Annotated in this window: 18 protein-coding genes and 1 pseudogene; 14 read left to right on the forward strand and 5 right to left on the reverse strand. The window is 72.0% G+C overall.

Features of this window, described 5'->3' with window-relative positions; all coding sequences use genetic code 11:
• Positions 1–289 precede the first annotated feature (289 nt).
• The 3 genes and pseudogenes from STRVI_RS48360 to STRVI_RS22355 form a co-directional block, all read left to right on the forward strand.
• Positions 290–604: pseudogene (locus STRVI_RS48360) on the forward strand (helix-turn-helix domain-containing protein); the annotation flags it as partial.
• A gap of 13 nt (positions 605–617) precedes the next feature.
• On the forward strand, positions 618–1820 hold the full coding sequence (locus STRVI_RS22350) for an AAA family ATPase (protein ID WP_014057905.1): 1203 nt from the start codon (positions 618–620) through the stop codon (positions 1818–1820).
• Positions 1821–1841: 21 nt separating this feature from the next.
• Positions 1842–3491, forward strand: a complete 1650-nt coding sequence (locus STRVI_RS22355; protein WP_014057906.1) for a vWA domain-containing protein — start codon at positions 1842–1844, stop codon at positions 3489–3491.
• An 86-nt stretch (positions 3492–3577) separates the two neighbouring features.
• Here STRVI_RS22355 and STRVI_RS22360 read toward each other — a convergent pair whose 3' ends face one another.
• Positions 3578–4567 carry an alpha/beta hydrolase gene (locus STRVI_RS22360; RefSeq protein WP_435532620.1) on the reverse strand — a complete coding sequence of 330 codons (990 nt, stop codon included), beginning with the start codon at positions 4565–4567 and terminating at the stop codon, positions 3578–3580.
• Positions 4568–4682: 115 nt separating this feature from the next.
• Between STRVI_RS22360 and STRVI_RS22365 the strand changes: the two genes are divergently transcribed.
• The gene (locus STRVI_RS22365; protein ID WP_014057908.1) at positions 4683–5528 is read left to right on the forward strand and encodes a helix-turn-helix domain-containing protein; all 846 of its coding nucleotides are present in this window, start codon (positions 4683–4685) and stop codon (positions 5526–5528) included.
• A gap of 25 nt (positions 5529–5553) precedes the next feature.
• Here the strand turns inward: STRVI_RS22365 and STRVI_RS22370 are convergent, their stop codons facing one another.
• The gene (locus tag STRVI_RS22370; protein ID WP_014057909.1) at positions 5554–6384 is read right to left on the reverse strand and encodes a M23 family metallopeptidase; all 831 of its coding nucleotides are present in this window, start codon (positions 6382–6384) and stop codon (positions 5554–5556) included.
• A 52-nt stretch (positions 6385–6436) separates the two neighbouring features.
• Between STRVI_RS22370 and STRVI_RS22375 the strand changes: the two genes are divergently transcribed.
• The 4 genes from STRVI_RS22375 to STRVI_RS22390 are packed head-to-tail and all read left to right on the forward strand — an operon-like array spanning position 6437 to position 8783.
• On the forward strand, positions 6437–7105 hold the full coding sequence (locus tag STRVI_RS22375; protein WP_208949163.1) for an amidohydrolase family protein: 669 nt from the start codon (positions 6437–6439) through the stop codon (positions 7103–7105).
• A complete protein-coding gene (locus STRVI_RS22380) occupies positions 7102–7932 on the forward strand; it encodes an inositol monophosphatase family protein (RefSeq protein ID WP_014057910.1) in 831 nt (276 codons plus the stop codon). Before STRVI_RS22375 ends, STRVI_RS22380 begins: the two co-directional genes overlap by 4 nt.
• On the forward strand, positions 7929–8492 hold the full coding sequence (locus tag STRVI_RS22385) for an HD domain-containing protein (RefSeq protein ID WP_014057911.1): 564 nt from the start codon (positions 7929–7931) through the stop codon (positions 8490–8492). Before STRVI_RS22380 ends, STRVI_RS22385 begins: the two co-directional genes overlap by 4 nt.
• Positions 8493–8549: 57 nt before the next feature.
• On the forward strand, positions 8550–8783 hold the full coding sequence (locus tag STRVI_RS22390) for a hypothetical protein (RefSeq protein ID WP_050993727.1): 234 nt from the start codon (positions 8550–8552) through the stop codon (positions 8781–8783).
• A gap of 495 nt (positions 8784–9278) precedes the next feature.
• On the opposite strand, the gene STRVI_RS22400 is transcribed toward STRVI_RS22390, so the two are convergent.
• Both STRVI_RS22400 and STRVI_RS22405 read right to left on the reverse strand, forming a co-directional pair.
• Positions 9279–10706 (reverse strand): sensor histidine kinase, encoded by a 1428-nt coding sequence (locus tag STRVI_RS22400; RefSeq protein WP_014057912.1) that lies wholly within the window; start codon positions 10704–10706, stop codon positions 9279–9281.
• A 3-nt stretch (positions 10707–10709) separates the two neighbouring features.
• Positions 10710–11387: a response regulator transcription factor gene (locus STRVI_RS22405; RefSeq protein WP_014057913.1), complete on the reverse strand. Its 678-nt coding sequence runs from the start codon at positions 11385–11387 to the stop codon at positions 10710–10712.
• 203 nt (positions 11388–11590) lie between these two features.
• Between STRVI_RS22405 and STRVI_RS22410 the strand changes: the two genes are divergently transcribed.
• Complete coding sequence (locus tag STRVI_RS22410; protein ID WP_014057914.1) at positions 11591–11914, forward strand: hypothetical protein; 324 nt, start codon at positions 11591–11593, stop codon at positions 11912–11914.
• A gap of 67 nt (positions 11915–11981) precedes the next feature.
• Here STRVI_RS22410 and STRVI_RS22415 read toward each other — a convergent pair whose 3' ends face one another.
• Entirely contained in the window at positions 11982–13286 is a 1305-nt protein-coding gene (locus tag STRVI_RS22415) for a sensor histidine kinase (RefSeq protein WP_043236345.1), read from the reverse strand.
• A 153-nt stretch (positions 13287–13439) separates the two neighbouring features.
• On the opposite strand from STRVI_RS22415, the gene STRVI_RS22420 reads away from it, so the two are divergent.
• Genes STRVI_RS22420 through STRVI_RS22440 form a run of 5 tightly spaced genes read left to right on the forward strand, consistent with a single transcriptional unit; the run spans position 13440 to position 18978 of the window.
• Entirely contained in the window at positions 13440–14066 is a 627-nt protein-coding gene (locus STRVI_RS22420; RefSeq protein ID WP_014057916.1) for a hypothetical protein, read from the forward strand.
• Positions 14066–14770, forward strand: a complete 705-nt coding sequence (locus STRVI_RS22425) for an ABC transporter ATP-binding protein (protein WP_014057917.1) — start codon at positions 14066–14068, stop codon at positions 14768–14770. Before STRVI_RS22420 ends, STRVI_RS22425 begins: the two co-directional genes overlap by 1 nt.
• Positions 14767–15522 (forward strand): ABC transporter ATP-binding protein, encoded by a 756-nt coding sequence (locus tag STRVI_RS22430; protein ID WP_014057918.1) that lies wholly within the window; start codon positions 14767–14769, stop codon positions 15520–15522. Before STRVI_RS22425 ends, STRVI_RS22430 begins: the two co-directional genes overlap by 4 nt.
• Positions 15519–18179, forward strand: a complete 2661-nt coding sequence (locus STRVI_RS22435) for an FtsX-like permease family protein (protein ID WP_014057919.1) — start codon at positions 15519–15521, stop codon at positions 18177–18179. The genes STRVI_RS22430 and STRVI_RS22435 overlap by 4 nt, the downstream gene beginning before the upstream one ends.
• A 52-nt stretch (positions 18180–18231) precedes the next feature.
• Positions 18232–18978: a response regulator transcription factor gene (locus STRVI_RS22440; protein WP_014057920.1), complete on the forward strand. Its 747-nt coding sequence runs from the start codon at positions 18232–18234 to the stop codon at positions 18976–18978.
• Positions 18979–19064 lie beyond the last annotated feature (86 nt).

Genomic DNA, 19064 nt, shown 5'->3' on the forward strand with positions numbered 1-19064 from the left:
TCGGTGTGCTCGCTGGTGGCGAGCACACCGTGTGCGGTGTGCGGTGTGCTAGCGGAGGCGGTCGGCTCGTCGGCCACCTCGGTCTCAGGGCACGGACGTTCCACGTTGCCAGGAGGCGATGACGATCAGCGTCTTCGTCTGCAGCACGCCGACACCCTTACGACGCAGACGATTGACCACTTTCTCCCGCGTATCCAAGTGGTTCCGCTACTCCCCGCTTGACCCGGGCCACCTGGCCGGCACTGACGGCATCATGTTCGTCAAGGACGTCCCGCAGAGCTGACCCGTTCTGCACTCCAACCCGGCCGCGCCGTGGAGCCGTCTGGCGGCTGAGGCGAGCGTCTCCCGTCCCACCCTGGCGCGCCGGTTCACCACCCTGGTCGGCCGCCCTCCGATGACGTACCTCACATGGTGGCGTGTGATCCTTGCCGCCACCCTGCTCCGAGACACTGCGGATACCCTGGCCACCATCGCCGGCCGGGTCGGCTACGGCAGCCCGTACGCACTCTCACACGCCTTCGAGAGGGAGTTCGGCACGACACCGGGGCGGTATCGAGCGCAGGTCACGGAAGGGCCGTCTCGTGAGCCCAACAGGGCCTCGTAGGCAGGGAGTTGAGTTGGACACCGCACAGGACGCGCAGGACACGGCCAAGCGGCTGCGGGCGATCGGCGACGAGCTGTCGGACCGTTTCTACGAGCGGGCCGACGTGGTGCGGACGCTGGTGGTGACGCTGCTGGCAGGGCAGCACTCGCTGGTGCTCGGCCCGCCCGGAACGGCGAAGTCCGAGCTGGCCCGGGAGCTCACGGGCCGGATCGAGGGGGCGGCCTACTGGGAGATCCTGCTGTCGAAGTTCACCGCACCGACGAGGATGTTCGGTCCCATCGACGTCGCCGCGCTGGCCCGGGGTGAGTACCGCCAGGTCTACGACGGCCGCGCCACGACCGCGCATGTCGCCTTCATCGACGAGATTTTCAAGTGCTCCACGGCGGCGCTGAACGAGACGCTGGGCTACCTCAACGAGCGGATCTACCACCCCGAGAGCGGCGGCGAGCCGATTCGCTGCCCGCTGATCGGGGCCATCACCGCGAGCAATGAACTGCCCAGCGGCGAGGATTCGGCCGCGATCTACGACCGGCTGCTGGTGCGGATCGAGGTCGGGTACCTGGAAGACCCCTCGAACTTCGCCGCGCTGGTCCGCTCCGCCGTCAACCGCCCGGCGGCACCCGCCCGGACCACGGTGGAGCTGGCCGCGTTACGGCACGCCGTGACCGAAGCCGTCCCGGCCGTGGACGTCCCCGACGCGATCGTGGACGCGGTGTGTACGCTGCGGGCCGCCCTGCGCCGTAAGGAACTCATCGCCTCCGACCGCCGCTGGCGGCAGGCGGTGGGTCTGCTCCAGGCGTCCGCGTACCTCGATGGCCGTCCGGCGGTCGCCGAGACCGACCTGTCGGTGCTGACGCACGTGCTGTGGGACTCCCCCGCTCAACGTCCGACCGTCGAGCGCGAGGTGCTGCAACTGGTCAACCCCGACGCCAAGGAGGCGCTCGACCTGGCCGACGCCATCGAGGAGCTGGAGGCCCAACTCGACGCCATGGCCGGGCAGTCCCGCGAGGCGCTGAGCGAGTGGGTCATCAAGAAGGCCCACAACACGCTCGCCATGGCGGGGAAGCGGCTGGAGAAGCTGCGCCAGGACGCGGCGCACGCGGGCCGCTCCACCGCCGCCATCGAACGCGTCACCGGCCGCCAGCGCGCCGTCCGCGCCCGCGTACTCACCGAGGCCCTCGGCATGGACGCGAGCACGGTGCAGGCCCAGCTCTGAACACGGGGGGGGATCAGGACCATGGGCGAGACACCGGGCGAGACACCCGGCCGGACACTGGGCCGGCTCGACGAGTTGGCGGGCCGGGCCGGGAAGTGGCTGGGCCGGTCCGCCGCCGCTCCCGAGCGGCACACGGCGGCAGTGGTCGCGGACCGGTTCGACCGGATCACCTGGCGCGACACCTACGAGCAGTCGGCCGGACTGCGCGATGTGGCCGAGGAGCTGAACGAGCGTTACCACTACACCGCCGACCTCCTGACCGACGTGTTCCTGGCCGCCTACAAAGTCGGCCCGCGGTTGCGCGAGCGCGCCGAGATGGATCCCTCCCGGCTGGTCAACCACCAGGTCATCACCTCGCTGGTGGAGTCACTGGAGTTCACCGAGCTGCGCCGGGAGACGGCCGGAGACCCCTACGCCGCCGCCATGGCCGTGCTCGCCCAGGCCGCCGCGGTGCGTGGGATGCTGGAGCGCTGCCGGGCGGCCCGGGAGCGGGCCGAGCGGGCGAAGAAGGCCCAGCAGGACGCCGAAGGCGCGGCGGACGCCGTGAGCAAGGCGCTCCAGCAGGCCACCGACGAGGCGGACTGGTCCAACGGGGTCGGCACCGTACCGACCCCGGCCGCCGACGCCGTACAACAGGCGATCGAGGCCGCCGAGACCGCCGACGCCGCTGCGCGGCAGGCCGCCCAGGACGCCGCGCAGGCCCTCGCGGCGGCCCCCGGCATCCGTGCCGCCGCGCGGAACGCGGCGGCGAAGGCCGCCCGCGCCGTGCGGGAGGAGGCCGCGCTGATGCGGGCATGGGGTGTTGGCCCCGGCGAGCTGGAGCGGATGCCGTTCGACCAGCGCGCCCGGCTCGCCGAGCGGCTGCGCAGCGGCCGTCTCGCACAGTGGGCCGAGCTGATCGGTCGCTTCCGGCAGATGGCAGGCGGTGAGCGCGCCCGCAAGATGGAGAACGCCACCGGCGAGCTGGTCGGCGTCACGCTCGGCAATGACCTCTCCCGCGTCATCCCCTCCGAGCTGGCCAATCTCGGCCTGCCCGAGCTGCGTGCGGTGTTCGCCGCGCGCTACGCCGCCGGGGAGCTGATGCTCTACGACAGCCAGGGAGAGCAGGCCACCGGCCAGGGCGCCATCATCGCGTGCGTGGACACCTCGCACTCCATGTACGAGGCGGGGCCCGGCGGCGTCACCCGGGAGGCGTGGGCCAAGGCGTGCGCCCTGGCGCTGCTGGAGCAGGCCCGCCATGCGGGGCGTGACTTCGTCGGCGTCCTGTTCTCCGCCGCCGACAAGATCCAGGTCTTCCGCTTCCCGTCCGGCCGGCCCGCCGACATCGCCCGGATCCTCGACTTCGCAGAGACCTTCCTCGGCGGTGGCACCAGTTACCAGACGCCGCTGACAGCGGCCCGCGAGCTGCTGGAGGAGGAGTTCAACGACACCGCCCGCACGCGCGGCGACATCGTGATGATCACCGATGACGAATGCGGCGTCACCGAGGAATGGATGCGCGGCTGGAACGACGCCAAGCATCTGTTGGGCTTCCGGGTCTTCGGCGTGGCGATCGGCGCCCCGCCCGCCGCCGAAACCGGCTCGGTCCTGGAGGCCCTGTGCGACAACCTCCGCTCCATCGAGGACCTCACCGACGTCCATGCGGCCGCCGACCTCTTCCGCGTGATCTGACCCGGCCTTCTCCCCCGCCCCCGCAACCCCGACACGTCATCCGTGGGTCCGATTGTCGCGACCGCCTTATCGGCCGTCGACGGAATTCACCGTTGGCCCAGGTGCTCGCTGAAGAAACCGGCGAGCTTCTCGATGGCGGGGTCCACGTACTGCTTCTTGTCATAGAGGTCGACATGGCTTGCGCCGTCGATCCAGTGGAGTTCCTTGGGTCCGATGGCCCGCTGGAACGCTTCGACGCTCATCCAGGAGGTGACGGCGCGGGTGCCGACGGTCATGAGGAGAGGACGTTGCCCGATCAGCGGGATCGGGGCGAAGGCGTCGAAGGTTGCCATCTTGTCGATGCTGGTCCAGGTGAAGAAACGCGCCGAGCGGGCGTGCCCGGCTCGCGGGGTGCGGTAGTAGTCGAAGCCCTCGGCGCCGTGTTCTCCGCCGAGCGCGCGGGCCTGCTCGGCGGTGTCGGGGAACAGGGTCAGGACCGGGGGCGCCTCACCACGAGCCTCGGTGGTGCGTGCTTGAGCCGCGGCGTCCAGCATGCCCTGGAAGACGGCCGGGTCCTGGGTTCCGTCGGCTCCCAGGCGGAACTGGCGGGCGATGTCGACGGCACTGACCGTGGCGACGGCCTTGATGCGGTGATCGCTCGCGGTGGCGGGCAGTACGTAGCCGCCGGAGGCGCAGATGCCGAGTGCCCCGATGCGCTCTGCGTCGACGTCGCCGCGGGTGGTGAGGTAGGAGACGGCCGCCTTGAGGTCCTCGACGCGGTGGGCGGGATCCTCCAGACCGCGTGGCTCGCCGCCGCTCTCGCCCTGGTGGGCCGCGTCGAAGGCGAGCGTGACAAAGCCCCGCTCGGCCAGGCGCCGCGCGTACAGACCGGCGGCCTGCTCCTTCACACCGCTGCCGGGGTGGCCGACGACGATCGCCGGGCGCGGGCCCGGTGCCGGGGTGTCGGGAAGGTAGAGGTGGCCGGCGAGCGGGACGCCGACACTGTCGAAGGTGACGTTGGTCTTCGCCACGGGATGCTCCCTATGCGCTGTCTCGGCGGGGCCGCACCCAGGCGGTGGGCTCCGCGCCCGGCACATCGCCAGGCACGTCTCCACCCTCGGCGCGCCCCTGAGCACGCAAAAGGGGCACGTTCTTGCCTGGGAAGAAACCTGCCCCCTCACCACCTGTGCCGCTCACGCGAGAATGGGACGCATGACTCCGGCACCCGCCCCCCGCGAGCTCGGAGCCTTCCTCAAGGCTCGCCGAGCCCAGCTTGCGCCGCAGGACCTGGGCCTGCCCGAGACGGACTCGCATCGCAAGGTCGCGGGACTGCGCCGCCAAGAGGTCGCCCAGCTCGCGGCCATCAGCGTCGACTACTACACCCGACTGGAACAGGGCCGCGTCCGAGCGTCCGAATCGGTGCTCGCGACCCTCGCCCGCGCGCTGCGCCTCGACGACGACCAGCAGAAGTACCTCTACGAACTGGCCGGCAGGTCCGACGCGCGGCCGCGCCGTCGGCGGGGGCCCGCGCAGCGCATGCGGCCCGCCATGCGGCGCCTGCTCGACCAGCTCACGGGGACCCCCGCCGTCGTCCTCGGCAAGCGGATGGACATCCTGGCCTGGAACGTTGCCGCCGCGGCCCTGTTCACCGACTTCTCGCTGACGCCACCAGGGCGGCGCAACTACGTCCGCCTGCTGTTCACCGACCCGGTCGTCCGCGATATGCATCGGGAGTGGGAGCACGACGCCCGCGACGCCGTCGCCGCGCTGCGCATGGAGGCCGCGGCGGACCCTGACGACCCCGAGCTGGCCCAGCTCGTCGGCGAGCTGTCCGTCCAGGACGCCGACTTCCGCACCTGGTGGGCCGAGCACCGGGTCAACAACCTCAGCTACGGCACCAAGCACTACCGGCATCGGCTGGTCGGTGACCTCACGCTGGACTGCGACGTCTGGAGCAGCCCCGACGGCTCAGGGCAGCGCCTCATGGTCCTCACCGCCGAGCCCGACACCCCGTCGCACGATGCGTTGCGCATCCTCACCGCCTGGACGGCCGAGTAAACGGAGAACGCCCCAATTCGAACTCTCACTGGGACGGCGAGGAGGGCTGCGGCGGGGTGAAGTAGGTGCCGTCCTTGGGCACTCCATCATGTTCGGTGCCGTCGTCGTCGCGGTAGCGCCATGCGAAGGGGAGACCGTGGGCGGTCTCGGAATCGGGTCCGCTCATGAGCTGGAAGTGCAGATGTGGCTCGGAGGAGTTGCCGGAGTTGCCGCACTCGGCCAATTGCTGGCCGACCGTGACCCGGTCGCCCTCGGCCACACGGAGAGATCCGCGCCTGAGGTGCCCGAAGCCCGCGTACACGCCCTGGTCCAGCTCGAGCACGAGGTAGTTGCCCCATAGATGGCGGGGCCGGCCGAGACTGCGTATGAAGCCCTCCAGGTAGAGGTAGGCGATGCCGGGCAGCGAGGTGCGGGAGAAGTGATCGCGCTGGCGGTCGGTGGTTGCCACGACCACGCCGTCGCCGGGGGCCAGGACGGAGCTGCCGAAGGCGGGGTAATGGTGCGGGCGGCGGCCCAGCGGCCAGAGCGGGCGGAACGGTGGCGTGGCTTCTGCCGAGGGGTGGTGTGTCAGGTCGATGGCGTAGGTCTGCGCATGGCTGTGCGTGTGGCTGGGCACCTTCGTGCCCGGGCCGTTGAGGGCCTGCCAGCGTCCGGTCACGGGCACCTCGACCGGGACCGGTGTCTGTCCTTGTGGCGGGCGCTGTTTGCACCACAGGTGCCAGCGCATCAGCCCGCCGAGCATGAGAAGAATGACGCCCGCGAACCAGAGCGGACCCAGACCCTGTCTGTTCACCAGGATGCACACCGCCCCGATGGCGAAGACCAGGCCGTGTCGTTTCCGCAGGGACGTCAACAAGAGTGCTCCTCGTTCCTTGCCGTGGTTTCTTGCCGTGCGATGGTCACCGCCGATGGGTAGGAGCTTGATGCTCGCCCAGATGTCCGGCGTGCCACCAGACGAGCGGTATCTCGTCGGCACCCGCGGGGTCACCGAGGAGGAGGCCCGCGGCTACGTCGACCGGCTGATCGAGGACCGGGACGGCCGGCTCGACGTCCGCGAGGAGGCGCTGGAGTGGCTCGGTGAGCAGGCCGGGGCGGGCCGGATCCGGCTGCTCGGCCACGACCCCAGCTCGCCGCGGGAGATCGAGGAGCTGTGCGACCGGGGCGGCTCGGTCGCGGAGTTCCCCACCACGACGGCGGCCGCGAAGGCCGCACGCGAGCACGGCATGCCGGTCGTGATGGGCGCGCCGAACGTCCTGCGCGGCCACTCGCACAACGGCAACGCGTCCGGCCGTGAGCTGGTCGGCCGCGGCCTGGTCACCGCGCTCGCCTCCGACTACCTGCCGTCGGGGCTGCTCTCGGCGGCACTGCTGCTCGCCGAGGACGGGCTGGCGTCGCTGCCCGAGGCGGTCGGCCTGGTCACCGGCGGCGCCGCGGACGTGGCCGGTCTCCCGGACCGCGGCCGGCTGGCGCCGGGTCTGCGGGCCGATCTGGTGCTGGCCGAACCGGGCCGCCCCTGGCCCGTCGTCGCGGCCGTCCTGCGTGCGGCCTGGGGAGCCTCGGGAGGTGACGCGGCATGAGCGGCCGGATCCCCTGGCCGGTGCCCGAACCGCACCTGCCCTCCGGCGTCCACCCGGCGCTGGCCGCGGCGACCCGGGCCGCCACGGACGCGTTCCGCGCCGCGCGCGAGGCGTACGACCGGGCCGAGCTGGCCGAGAAGGTGCAAGTCGGCGCGGACGGTACGCCCACGATGCGGCTGGACATCCTGGTGGACACCGCGATCGCCGAGGTCGTGAACGCCCACCGGATCAATCTGCTCAGCGAGGAACTGGGCCACATCGACAACGGCTCCGCCGTCACACTGGTCACCGACCCGGTGGACGGCACGGCGAACGCCGCCTCCGGTGTCCCCCTGTCGGCGTTCGCGGGCGTCATCGCGGTGGACGGGGTGCCGACGGAGGCGCTGACCAGCTGGCTGGACACCGGGCGCTGCTGGCACACGGTGGCGGGCCGGCCGTCGCCGTACCGCACAAACGGCCGTACGGAGCTGGACGGCGCGGCGGTGAGTCTGCTGCGGCCGCAGGCGCATATCGCCGACGCATGGTGGCGGGTGGCGACACGGGCGGCCAGGATCCGCATCCTGTCGACGAGTTGCCTGGAAGCGGTGCTGGTGGCCGAGGGGTCGACGGACGCGTTCGCCGACGCCGGCTCCGACACCCACCGGATCGTGGACCTGGCGGCCGCGATGGTGACGGTCCCCGCGGCGGGCGGCGCGGTGATCGATGTGCACGGCCGGCCGCTGGAGATCGACCCCGACCTCACCCGCCGCTGGTCGGGTGTGGTGGCGGCGACCCCGCGGCTCGCGGAGGAACTGGCGGAGACCATCCGCGGAACGGAGGACCGATGACCACCGGAATTCCCGCTGCCCCGCTGACGGGCGAGGAGCTGACCGCACTCGTCGACGGCCTCGCGGGCCTGCCGTACGGCGGGGAGGCCGTCGACCAGCGGACCCACGCGCTGCAGACTGCGTGGCTGGCGAGGGACGCGGGCGCGGACGACGAGCTGGTGGTCGCCGCGGCGCTGCACGACATCGGCCGGGCCCGGCCGGTCCGGGCCGAACACCCGGGGCTGCCGCACGAGGTGGCGGGCGCCGAGTTCGCCCGGCGCCGGGTCAGCGAACGGGCGGCGTGGGTCATCGCCCAGCACGTACCGGCCAAGCGCTATCTGGTGGCGACCGATCCGGCGTACCACGCCCTGCTCAGCCCGGCGTCGATCGCGTCCCTCAAGGTCCAGGGCGGCCCGATGGACGAGCACGAGGCGGCGGAGTTCGCGGCGCACCCGCTGTCCGCGGACGCGGTCGCGCTGCGCCGCTGGGACGACGCGGCGAAGGATCCGGACGGCCCGCGGCTCACGATGCCGGACCTCCTCGCGGCCCACGCCCGCTGCGTCGCGGCGCGGCGGACCTGACGGCGGTGGCGGCGCCCCGGGGGCAGGCCGCTCGGCCTGACCCCGGGGCGTTGTCGCTTGGTCCGCGGGCGATGCGAGCCTGCCCTCCCGACGGCCTCCGGGATCGTCGGCACTACGGAGGGCCAGTTCCTGAACCTGCACGAGCCCGGAGCGGCCAGGGCCCTGCTCGACGAGGCGCTGGCCCGGGGGTGGCGCCCCGACGATCCCACGAGGCGGGAGATGGACGGCTGGGCCCTGTTCGCAAGCGTGGCCGCACGTCGCGGCGCGACGCCCCAGCACCGCGGCGACTGACGAGGCTCAGGCGCCGAAGCGGGCGAGTGGGCGAGTGGGCGAGTGGGCGTGCAAGGTCTCGTCGGGGACGAGGGAAGGCTGACCGGTCGGACCGGTCCCTGCGTCCGCATGTGGTGCCATTCAGCTGAGCCGAGGTGGGTGACCGAAGCTGCGGGGGCCGCGAGGGGAAGGATGGACGACGGCGCGCGGCAGCCGGACAGACGCCCAGGGAGATGACGTCATGCGCGGACGGAACGGCCCGTTCTGGGATGCGGTGGAAGGCCGCTCGCCGTTGCCGAAGTCGCCCGCGGTGGCACCCAGCGGCCGGGTGAGGACAAAGGCGATCCACAAGCTCCACACCGCGTCGGCACCGAGGGCCAAGCGAGCGACGGCGGCGATGGTCAGGGCGAACAGCACCGCGGACAGCCAGTACCCGAGGATGCTTCCACGCCAGGAAGGGGGTGGTGAACACCCAGCGCGACGGAGGTTGGACGACGGCACAACGTGCCGGTGGAGTTACATCGCCAGTGGCAGCCGCAGGACCAGCCGGGCCCCCGGGCCGTCGCCCTCCACCGCCACCCGGCCGCCATGATGAGTGGTCACGTCCCGCACGATGGCCAGCCCCAGCCCGGAGCCGCCGGCGTCCCGGCTGCGGGCGTCATCCAGCCGGGTGAACCGTTCGAAGACCCGCTCTCGGTCGGCGGGTGCGATACCGGCGCCGTCGTCCCGGACACTCAGCACCGCCTCCTCACGCGCGGTGTCCAGGGTGACCTCCACCCGGTGGCGGGCATACCGGACGGCATTGTCGAGCAGATTGCGCACGGCCCGGGAGAGGGCGTCCGCGTCCCCGCGGACACGGGCGGGGCGGATGCGGCCGCGGACGACGGCCACACCGGGGCGGACGTGCAGGCGCCGCACCTCGGCCCGCACCAGGTCGTCCAGGTCGACATCGGCCGTGAGCGCGGTAGCCGGAGTGGCGTCCAGACGGGCCAGCCGTACGAGGTCGTCGATGAGCCGGCCGAGCCGGACCGTCTCCTCCAGCAGATCGGGCAGCCGGGCCGAGAAGTCGGTGCGGGGGTGGCGGGCGGCGGTCTCGAGTTCGGCCCGTACGGCAGCCACCGGGCTGCGCAGCTCATGCGCGGCGTCGGCCACGAACTGCCGCTGATGGGCAGTGGCCTCGTCGAGCCGGGCCAGCAGATCGTTGAGGGTGGCCCCCAGCCGCCTCATCTCGTCGGCGGCCGGTGGCAGATCCAGCCGGCGGTGCAGATCGGTGGCGGTGATCTCGGCGGCCTGGCGGCGCAGCCGCTCCACCGGCACCAGCGCCCGCCCGGTGATATGCCATCCGGCGGCGGCGAGCAGGGCCGTCAGTACCGGAAGGCCCACGGCCAGTTCGGCGACGAGCTCATCCACGCTGTGGTCGGCCTGGGCGGTGGCAAGCCCCACGTACACGGTCTCGGGGGCGTGCGTCGACCCGGCCGACACGGTGGCGACACGGTAGGTCCCCTGGTCGCCCAGCGGCACCCCGTGGGCGGTGCGCACCGACGGTTCGCCGCTGAGGCCCGGTTTCAGCGTCCGGAACAGCGCGGGTTCCCCCGTAACGTTCCCGGACGCCGCGATCACCCGGCCCCGGTGGTCGACGATCTGGGTCACGTCGTCACCGGTGCCGGAGGCGGGCAGCGGCTGCACCGCCCGGCCGTTGTCCAGGGCGGCTGCGATGATCAGCGCACGCTGCCGGGCGCTGTCGTCCAGGCTGCGGATGAGCGAGGCGTGCTGGCTGATCACCAGCAGCGCGCCCGCCAGGCACAGACCGAGCGCGGTGACGAGCGTGGCGGCGAGTGTCAGCCGTATCCGCAGGCCCAACCCGCGCCAACGGGGGAGCCAGGTGCGCGTCCGTGATGTCGCCGGGACCCTGCGGAGGGCCAGGGGCACGGCGGGGGACTCCATGGGTCACCTGCCGTCGGCCGCTAGGCGGTATCCCGCCCCGCGGACGGTTTCGATGGACCGCACCCTGAAGGGAGTGTCGATCTTGCGTCGCAGATAGCCGATGTAGACCTCGACGACATTGGGGTCCAGATCAAAGTGCTCGGCCCAGACATGGGTGAGGATCTCCTGTTTGCTCACCACCTGGCCCTCGTGGCGTACCAGATATTCGAGCAGCGAGAACTCCCGGGTGGTCAGCTCGATGGGAGTTCCGGCGCGCACACAGGTGCGGCCCCCCGGGTCCAGGAGGAGGTCCCCGACGCTCAGGACCGGGGGTCTGGGAATGTGGCCGCGCCGGATCAGGGCGTGCAGCCGGGCGGTCAGGACGACGTAGGAAAAGGGTTTGGTGAGGTAGTCGTCCGCGCCGATGTCCAGCCCGTCGGCCTCGTCGTATTCGCCGTCCTTGGCGGTGAGCATCAGCACGGGGGTCCAGTCCTTGGCGGCCCGGAGCCGCCTGCACACGTCGTAACCATTGACCCGCGGCAGCATGATGTCCAGCACGATGGCGTCATAGGGGGTCTCGCCGACTCTGTACAGCCCCTCCGCCCCGTCGGTGGCGAGGTCCACGGCGAATCCCTCGGTGGTGAGCCCATGGACCAGGGCGCGCCCCAGCATGGGATGGTCTTCGACGACGAGGACACGCATATTGCGCCTTTCTCTCCCCTTGCGTCCCGAATGTTCTTTTCAGCGTAAAGGGACTGCGGGGCAGCGAGCTGAGAGCCCGCTGAGAGACCCCGGAGGTTCCGTGACCTCCATCACTCCACCTCAGGCTCCTCTCAGCTGCCCCGGCGCAGGATGAGCGTATTCCGGATGGAAGGTCCGTCCGGTGCCGAAAGCGAAGGTTGAACATGAACACACGCAAGAAGGCAGCCGTACTCGCCGCGTCCGCCGTAGCCATCGTCACGACCGTCATCGGTGGCGGTACCGCCATGGCGGCCACGCAGCCGTCCCACCCCTCGTCCTCGGCGTCCGCCACGGCGCAGAAGCCCACCCCTCCGGGCCCCTCCACCTCGAAGAGCGGCGGCGAGAGCGAGCAGAAGGGCGAGCACGAGAAGAAGGGCGAGAGCGAGCAGAAGGGCGAGAGCGAGCAGAAGGGCGGCCAGGAGGACGGCTCCGACGGTCACAACGACTCCGGCTCCCGGACCAACCACGAGTCCGAGGGCAACGAGTAGGAAGAAACCCCGGACCTCACCCGAGGCGGGCGGTCGTCTTCGGCCGCCCGCCTCACCCTGTGAGGGCTCACTCCGGTGGCGGCGGTGGCTCCGTGACCGGCAGCAGCAGGGTGAAGGTGGTGGGCGCCGTCCGGGCGAGGGTGAGCCGCCCTCCGGCCACCTCGGCCATTTCCCGCGCCAGCGTCAGCCCGATGCCACTGCCGGCTCGCGATGTCGTCGCCCCCCGCTCGAAGACGGCCCGCCGGCCGAGCGTCAGCGAGCCCTCATCGGACACGTCCACGGCGACCGCGACGCCCATCTCGCGCACCGTGACCTCGACCGCGCCGCGGCCGTGGCGCAGGGCGTTGTCCAGCAGGACGTCCAGGATCTGTTCGGCGGTGCGGTCGGGGATCCACAGATCTTCCCCGCCGGGCTCGACACCGAAGTCCAGACGACGGCCCTCGGCGGCGAATGTGCCGTGCCAGCGGCGCTCCACTCCCTCGACCACCTCGGCGGTGGGCCGGGCGGTCGCGGGAACGCCGGGGTGTGACGCCCTGGCCAGCCGGAGCACGTCGTCCACAGTCTGCTGAAGATGCCGGACCTGCTCCAGTGCCTCTGTCACCGCCGCTCGCAGATCCGCGTCGGGATCGGCGGCGGCCGCGTCCAGACCCAACTGCAGACCGGCCAGCGAGGTGCGCAGCTGATGGGAGGCGTTGGAGGTGAAGTGGCGCTCGTGCTCGAGCCATTGAGCCAGATGCTCGACCATGGTGTTCTGGGTACGCGCCACCTGGTCGATCTCGGCGATCGCGCTGCCTTCGGCGCGCGCGGTCAGATCCCCGTCCGCCACCGCTCCGGCCTTCTCCGAGAGCGCCTCCAACGGTGCGGTGAGCGTGCGCGCCTGCCGGTGTGCCACTACGACGGCCGTGACCAGCGCCACCAGGGCGGTGCCGGCCAGGCCGAGCCAAGCCAGGATGACGCGATACCAGACCTCAGATGTCCCGGTCGAGGCGCGGACCACACCGATCACCTGCTCCCCGGTCGCTATGGGCACGGCCACCACGATCTGGTGGCCGGCGCGCCCCCGGGCCACCGACCCGCCCTGGGCCGCCCGGGCGATCGCGTCCGCCTTCCTGGGACCGCTGCCGTCGCGCAGCCGCCCGGAGAGGTCGTACACCCCGACATCGGTTCCCCGCTCATGGGCGGGGAGTTCCACCTGGTCGCCCGCCACGAACTGCGGGGGCACATGGATGGCGGCCGCCAGGGCCACGCGTTCCAGCTCAGCGCGCTCGTCCGCGAAGAAGGACGTCTGGATCCCGAGCGCCAGCGGCGTAGCGAGGAGGACGAGTGCCACCAGCACCGCCACCACGGCCACCCGCATCACACGCTGTCTCATTCGCCCATCATGAGCGCGGGCGCGCCCCGGCGGGGCCGAAGCGGGGATGCCACCGGCCGGTTTTGCCGTCGTCTAACCGTCGTCATCGCGAGCGTTTACCGCCTCCTCCCTAGCGTCGGAGACCACCAGCGGTTCGCCTATGTGGAGGACACCATGAACAAGCGGGCCATCTTCGCCCTTCCCGCCGCCGTCGCGCTGACCACCGGAGTGGTCGCCGGCTGCTCCGGCTCCGGCGGAGGCTCCCACAGCGGTTCCAAGGCCCCTTCCGGCTCGTCGTCCACCCAGCGGACCGGCCCGGCCCCCGCCGAGTCCAACCCGCCGGGCGACATCCCCGACAACCAGGTGTACGTCGCCTATCGGCCGCCCGCCGGCGGGTTCACGGTCAAGGTGCCGGAGGGCTGGGCCCGCTCCTCCACCCACGGCACCACCACCTTCAGTGACAAGCTCAACAAGGTCGAGGTCGCGCAGAGCTCCACCGGGACCGCGCCCACCGTCCAGTCGGTGAAGGCGGGCATGGTCCCCGCCCTCCGCAAGCAGGCCACGCACTTCGCCCTGGGCGGCGTCACGACCGTCCACCGGAAGGCCGGAGAGGCCGTCCGGATCACCTACCGGACGGACTCGGCCCCCAACCAGGTGACGGGCAAGAGCGTGCGGGACTCGGTGGAGCGGTACGTGTTCTTCCACAACGGCCGGCAGGTCGTTCTGACGCTGACCGGCCCGACCGGCGCCGACAACGTCGACCCCTGGCGCATCGTCAGCGATTCGCTCCGGTGGCAGTGATGACCACCGCCTCCACGGCAGCCGCCCGGGCCGACGGGGCGACCGCCCTCGAGGCCAGGGAGCTCTACCGGTTCTTCCGCACCGGCGAGGAGGAGACCCTCGCGCTGCGCGGGGTGTCCCTCCATGTCCAGCGCGGCGAGACCGTCGCCGTCGTCGGGCCTTCCGGTTCGGGCAAGTCCACCCTGCTGGCGTGCCTGGCCGGGCTGGACGAACCGGCCGGAGGTTATGTCCACGTCGGCGGGGAGCGGATCAGCCATCGCCCCGAGGCCCAGCGGGCCCGGCTGCGCGCCCGCCGCATCGGTGTCCTGCTGCAGTCCGGCAACCTCATCGCCCACCTGGACGTGCGGGAGAACATCCGCCTCGCCCAGGCGGCCGCCGGACGGCGCCGTGGCGATGCGTCCGATATCGCCGCCCTGCTCGACGGGGTGGCCCTGCGCGGTCGGGCCCACGCCCTGCCGCATCAGCTGGCCGGCGGTGAACTGGCCCGCGCGGGGCTGGCCGTCGCCCTGGCCAACGACCCCGATGTGCTCCTCGCCGACGAGCCCACCGGCGAACTGGACGGGCGGACCGAACAGCGCGTACTCGACCTGCTCAAGAGCCGGGCCGCCGCCGGCCGTGGCGTTCTGGTCGTCACCCACAACACCGAGGTCGTCGGCTTCGCCGACCGTGTGCTCGTCCTGCGCGACGGAAGGATCCAGCCGTGAACGCCCCCGGCACCGGCGCCCCCTTCATCGACACCCTCATCGACTGCCGCGACGCCGCCCGCACCTATGGCCAGGGCGAGCACGCCGTCGTGGCGGTGCACGGCGCCACCTGCCAGGTGCGAGCCGGCGACCGTATCGCCATCATGGGCCCCTCCGGGTCCGGCAAGTCCACGCTGCTGCATCTGATGGCCGGACTGGAGCGGCCCACCAGCGGAGAGATCGCCTGGCCCGCCCTTGGCCGCCCCGCCACGGCCCGGGACATCGGCGTGGTCTTCCAGTCCCCGAGCCTGATCCCGGCCCTCGACGTGATGGAGAACGCCGCACTGCCGCTGGTCCTGTCGGGCGCCTCGGAGTCCGAAGCCCGCCGCCGCGCGCTGTCCGCCCTCGACGCCGTCGGCGTCGTGGACCTCGCCGACAAGCTGCCCGAGGAACTCTCCGGTGGACAGGCGCAGCGGGTGGCGGTGGCCCGGGTGCTCGCCCTACGCCCGAGGGTGGTCCTCGCCGACGAACCCACCGGACAGCTCGACCGCGCCACCGGACGCCTTGTGGTGGACGTCCTGCTGGACACGGCGGCCGAACTGGGCGCCGCGCTCGTGGTGACCACCCACGATGCCACCGTCGGCGAACGCCTCAACGAGCGCTGGCCCATGCACGAGGGGCGGCTGGCCGCCACGGGCCCCGCCCCCGCCGCCTCCGGACCGCGCACCGCGCCCCGGGCGCGGCCGAACGCGACTCAAGGAGAGACGTCGTGATCATCACCTGGCTGTCCGGGCTCGTCCGGCGCCGCAGTGGCCGGCTCCTCGCCGCCGCGCTCGGCATCTCGCTCGCCGTGGCGCTGGTCGCCGCGCTCGGCTCCTTTCTGACCGCCTCCAAATCCACCATGACCGACCGCGCGGTGCGCTCGGTCGCGGTCGACTGGCAGGTCCAGGTCCAACCGGGCGCCAAACCGGCCTCGGTGCTGCACACCGTACGGTCCGCGCCCGGCACACGCACCGCGCTCCCCGTCGGATTCGCGCACAGCACCGGTTTCCACGCCAGGACCGGCGGATCCACTCAGAGCACCGGCCCGGGGGTCGTGCTCGGTCTGCCACCCGGCTACCGCACCGCCTTCCCCGGCGAGATCCGGCAGCTCACGGGCAGCGCCTCCGGGGTGCTCATCGCCCAGCAGACCGCGGCCAATCTGCATGTCGCCCCCGGGGACACCGTCACCATCGGCCGCCCGGGAGGCGGACCGGCCCATGTGAAGGTGGCCGGAGTGGTCGACCTGCCCCAGGCCGACTCGCTCTTCCAGAAGGTCGGCGCCCCTCCCCAGACCCAGCCCACCGCGCCACCCGACAACGTCATCCTGCTGCCCGCCGCACAGTTCACCAGGACCACTGCGCCCATCAAGGCCGCCGACCCGGCCGCGGTCGCCACGCAGATCCATGTCGCCCGGGACGCCCGGCTGCCCGCCGACCCCGCCGCCGCGTACACCGCGGTGACCGGCGCCGCCCACAACACCGAGGCACGCACCGCCGGCGGCGGGCTGGTCGGCGACAACCTCGGCGCCGCGCTCGACAGCGCCCGCCAGGACGCCCTCTACGCCCAGATCCTCTTCCTCTTCCTCGGCGTGCCCGGGGCAGTGCTGGCCGCACTGCTGACGGCGGCCGTGGCCGGCGCCGGAGCCGGCCGGCGCCGGCGGGAACAGGCCCTGCTGCGCACCCGCGGACTCGGCCTCCGTCAGATCGCCGGCCTCGCCGTGACCGAGGCCACCGCCGTCGGCGTGACAGGCGGGCTGCTGGGCCTCGGCATCGCCGCAGGCGTGGGCCGGGCCGCCTTCGGCACGGCGTCCTTCGGCTCCACCGCCACCTCCGCGGTCGGCTGGTTCGCGCTCGCCCTGCTGCTGGGGCTGGTCATCGCCGCTGTGGCCGTCCTGGTGCCCGCGGTGCGCGACCTGCGGCAGGGCACCGTCACCGAGGCCCGCCGGGTGGTGGGCCGGGCCGGTACCCCGCGCTGGATGAAGTTCTACCCGGACCTCATCCTGCTGGCCGTCTCCTACTTCGTCTTCCGCGCCTCCAGCTCCAACAACTACTCCCTGGTCCTGGCTCCGGAAGGCGTCCCCACCATCTCCGTGTCCTACTGGGCCTTCCTGGGACCGGCCCTGCTCTGGGTCGGCTCCGCCCTGCTGCTGTGGCGGCTGGTCGCGCTCGCCCTCACCCACGGACGCCGCCCACTCGCCCGGCTGGTCCGGCCGCTGACCGGCAGCCTGGCCGGAACCACCGCGGCGAGTCTGTCCCGGCAGCGCCGCCCGCTGGCACGGGCCGTCGTCCTGCTCGCGCTGGCCCTCTCCTTCGCCGTGTCCACCGCCTCGTTCAACTCCACTTACCGGCAACAGGCGGAAGTCGACGCCCGGCTCACCAACGGCGCCGATGTGACAGTGACCGAGTCACCGGGTTCCCACGCCGGGCCCAGCGCGGCCAGCCCTCTGGCAGCCATCCCGGGGGTGCGCCACGTCGAACCGCTCCAGCACCGGTTCGCCTACGTCGGAGCGGATCTGCAGGACCTGTACGGGGTCCAGCCGTCCACCATCACCTCCGCCACCTCCCTCCAGAACGCCTACTTCAGCGGTGGCAGCGCCAAGAGCTTGATGTCCAAGCTTGCCGCCCGGCCGGACTCCCTCCTGGTCAGCGAAGAGACCGTCAAGGACTTCCAGCTGGCCCCCGGCGACACGCTCAAGCTGCGGCTGCAAGACGCCCGCACCAAGACGTTCCACACCGTTCCGTTCCACTACGCGGGCATCGTCAAGGAATTCCCCACCGCGCCACGCGACAGCTTCTTTGTCGCCAACGCCGGCTACATCGCCAAGACCACCGGCAGCGACGCGGTCGGCACATTCCTCGTCGACACCGGAGGCGGAAACCAGAAGGCCGTCGCCGCGCGGATGCGCCACCAGCTCGGCACCACGGCCAAGGTCACCGACATCACTCAGGCCCGCTCCGCCGTCGGCTCCAGCCTCACCTCCGTGGACCTGTCCGGGCTCACCCGGATCGAACTCGGCTTCGCGGTCCTGCTGGCAGCCGGCGCGGGCGGCATCGTCCTGGCCCTTGGCCTCGCCGAACGCCGCCGCACCTTCGCCATCGCCACCGTCCTGGGCGCCACCCGCCGACAGCTGAAGGGACTGGTCTTCAGCGAGGCCGCCGTACTCACCGCGGCGGGGCTGGCCGGAGGCACGCTCATCGGCTGGGCCCTGACCCAGATGCTCGTCAAGGTGCTCACCGGTGTGTTCGACCCACCACCGGACACCATCGCCGTGCCCTGGCCGTATCTCGCCCTGACCCTGGCGGCAGCCTTGGCGGCCATCGTCGGCGCCGCCCTGAGCGGCGTCCGCAGATCCACCCGGCCGGCCGTGGAAGAGCTGCGTGAACTCTGACAGCGGACCGTCCGCACGCCCCAGGACAGCCACCCGCCCTACGCTTCTGAGCATGCGGACGACAGGGGCCAAGGACTCGGTATCCATACTGCTCATCGAGGACGACGAGGTCATCGGGCGGCATGTGGAAGCAGGCCTGCGCTCCCACGGCTACGCCGTGACCTGGACCCGGACCGGCGGCTCCGGTCTGGCCGAGGCCGACCGGAGCCCCATCGACGTCGTCCTCCTCGACCTCGGCCTCCCCGACATGGACGGCATCGACGTGGCCCGGCAGCTGCGCGACGAGCACCCCGACGTCCTCATCCTCATCCTGACCGCCCGCAGTGAGGAGATCGACGTCATCGTGGGCCTGGACGCGGGCGCCGACGACTACCTGGTCAAACCCTTCAGCCTGACCGTGCTGCTCGCCCGCCTCCGCGCCCATCTCCGCCGCCGCCCGCCCGCCCCGGCGGGGCCGGGCGAACCGGTCCGGATCGGGGATCTGACCGTGGACATCGCCGCACGCCGCTGTCTCCTCGGTGAGAGGGAGGTCGAACTGCGCCCCAAGGAGTTCGACCTCCTCGCCATCCTGGTCCGGCATCCGGGGGAGGCGGTCTCCCGTGAACTGCTCATGGCGGAGGTGTGGGACGAGAACTGGTTCGGGCCGACCAAGACGCTGGACGTCACCATGTCCTCGCTGCGCCGCCGACTGCAGGTGGCTGCCTCTGCCGCACACGCGCCCGTCGCCCTGCCCGCCTTCACCACCCTGCGGGGACACGGCTACCGGCTCGACCCACCCAGGCCGCTGGATGGCAACTGACCCATGGTGAGCACTCCAGTTGCAGATCGCTCATCGTTGCTGGTCAGGGTCGTGTTTCGGAGTGTCATCGGGTGGCACGCCGTCAG

This window comes from Streptomyces violaceusniger Tu 4113 (assembly GCF_000147815.2).
Classification (GTDB): domain Bacteria; phylum Actinomycetota; class Actinomycetes; order Streptomycetales; family Streptomycetaceae; genus Streptomyces; species Streptomyces violaceusniger_A.

What these genes read in the sequence shown, in the direction of transcription:
- STRVI_RS22355 (WP_014057906.1), top strand. Translation starts at nt 1,842, where the DNA reads ATGGGCGAGACACCGGGCGAGACACCCGGCCGGACACTGGGCCGGCTC.
- STRVI_RS22360 (WP_435532620.1), bottom strand. Translation starts at nt 4,567, where the DNA reads ATGTGCCGGGCGCGGAGCCCACCGCCTGGGTGCGGCCCCGCCGAGACA.
- STRVI_RS22365 (WP_014057908.1), top strand. Translation starts at nt 4,683, where the DNA reads ATGACTCCGGCACCCGCCCCCCGCGAGCTCGGAGCCTTCCTCAAGGCT.
- STRVI_RS22375 (WP_208949163.1), top strand. Translation starts at nt 6,437, where the DNA reads ATGGGTAGGAGCTTGATGCTCGCCCAGATGTCCGGCGTGCCACCAGAC.
- STRVI_RS22380 (WP_014057910.1), top strand. Translation starts at nt 7,102, where the DNA reads ATGAGCGGCCGGATCCCCTGGCCGGTGCCCGAACCGCACCTGCCCTCC.
- STRVI_RS22385 (WP_014057911.1), top strand. Translation starts at nt 7,929, where the DNA reads ATGACCACCGGAATTCCCGCTGCCCCGCTGACGGGCGAGGAGCTGACC.
- STRVI_RS22400 (WP_014057912.1), bottom strand. Translation starts at nt 10,706, where the DNA reads ATGGAGTCCCCCGCCGTGCCCCTGGCCCTCCGCAGGGTCCCGGCGACA.
- STRVI_RS22405 (WP_014057913.1), bottom strand. Translation starts at nt 11,387, where the DNA reads ATGCGTGTCCTCGTCGTCGAAGACCATCCCATGCTGGGGCGCGCCCTG.
- STRVI_RS22410 (WP_014057914.1), top strand. Translation starts at nt 11,591, where the DNA reads ATGAACACACGCAAGAAGGCAGCCGTACTCGCCGCGTCCGCCGTAGCC.
- STRVI_RS22415 (WP_043236345.1), bottom strand. Translation starts at nt 13,286, where the DNA reads ATGAGACAGCGTGTGATGCGGGTGGCCGTGGTGGCGGTGCTGGTGGCA.
- STRVI_RS22420 (WP_014057916.1), top strand. Translation starts at nt 13,440, where the DNA reads ATGAACAAGCGGGCCATCTTCGCCCTTCCCGCCGCCGTCGCGCTGACC.
- STRVI_RS22425 (WP_014057917.1), top strand. Translation starts at nt 14,066, where the DNA reads ATGACCACCGCCTCCACGGCAGCCGCCCGGGCCGACGGGGCGACCGCC.
- STRVI_RS22440 (WP_014057920.1), top strand. Translation starts at nt 18,232, where the DNA reads ATGCGGACGACAGGGGCCAAGGACTCGGTATCCATACTGCTCATCGAG.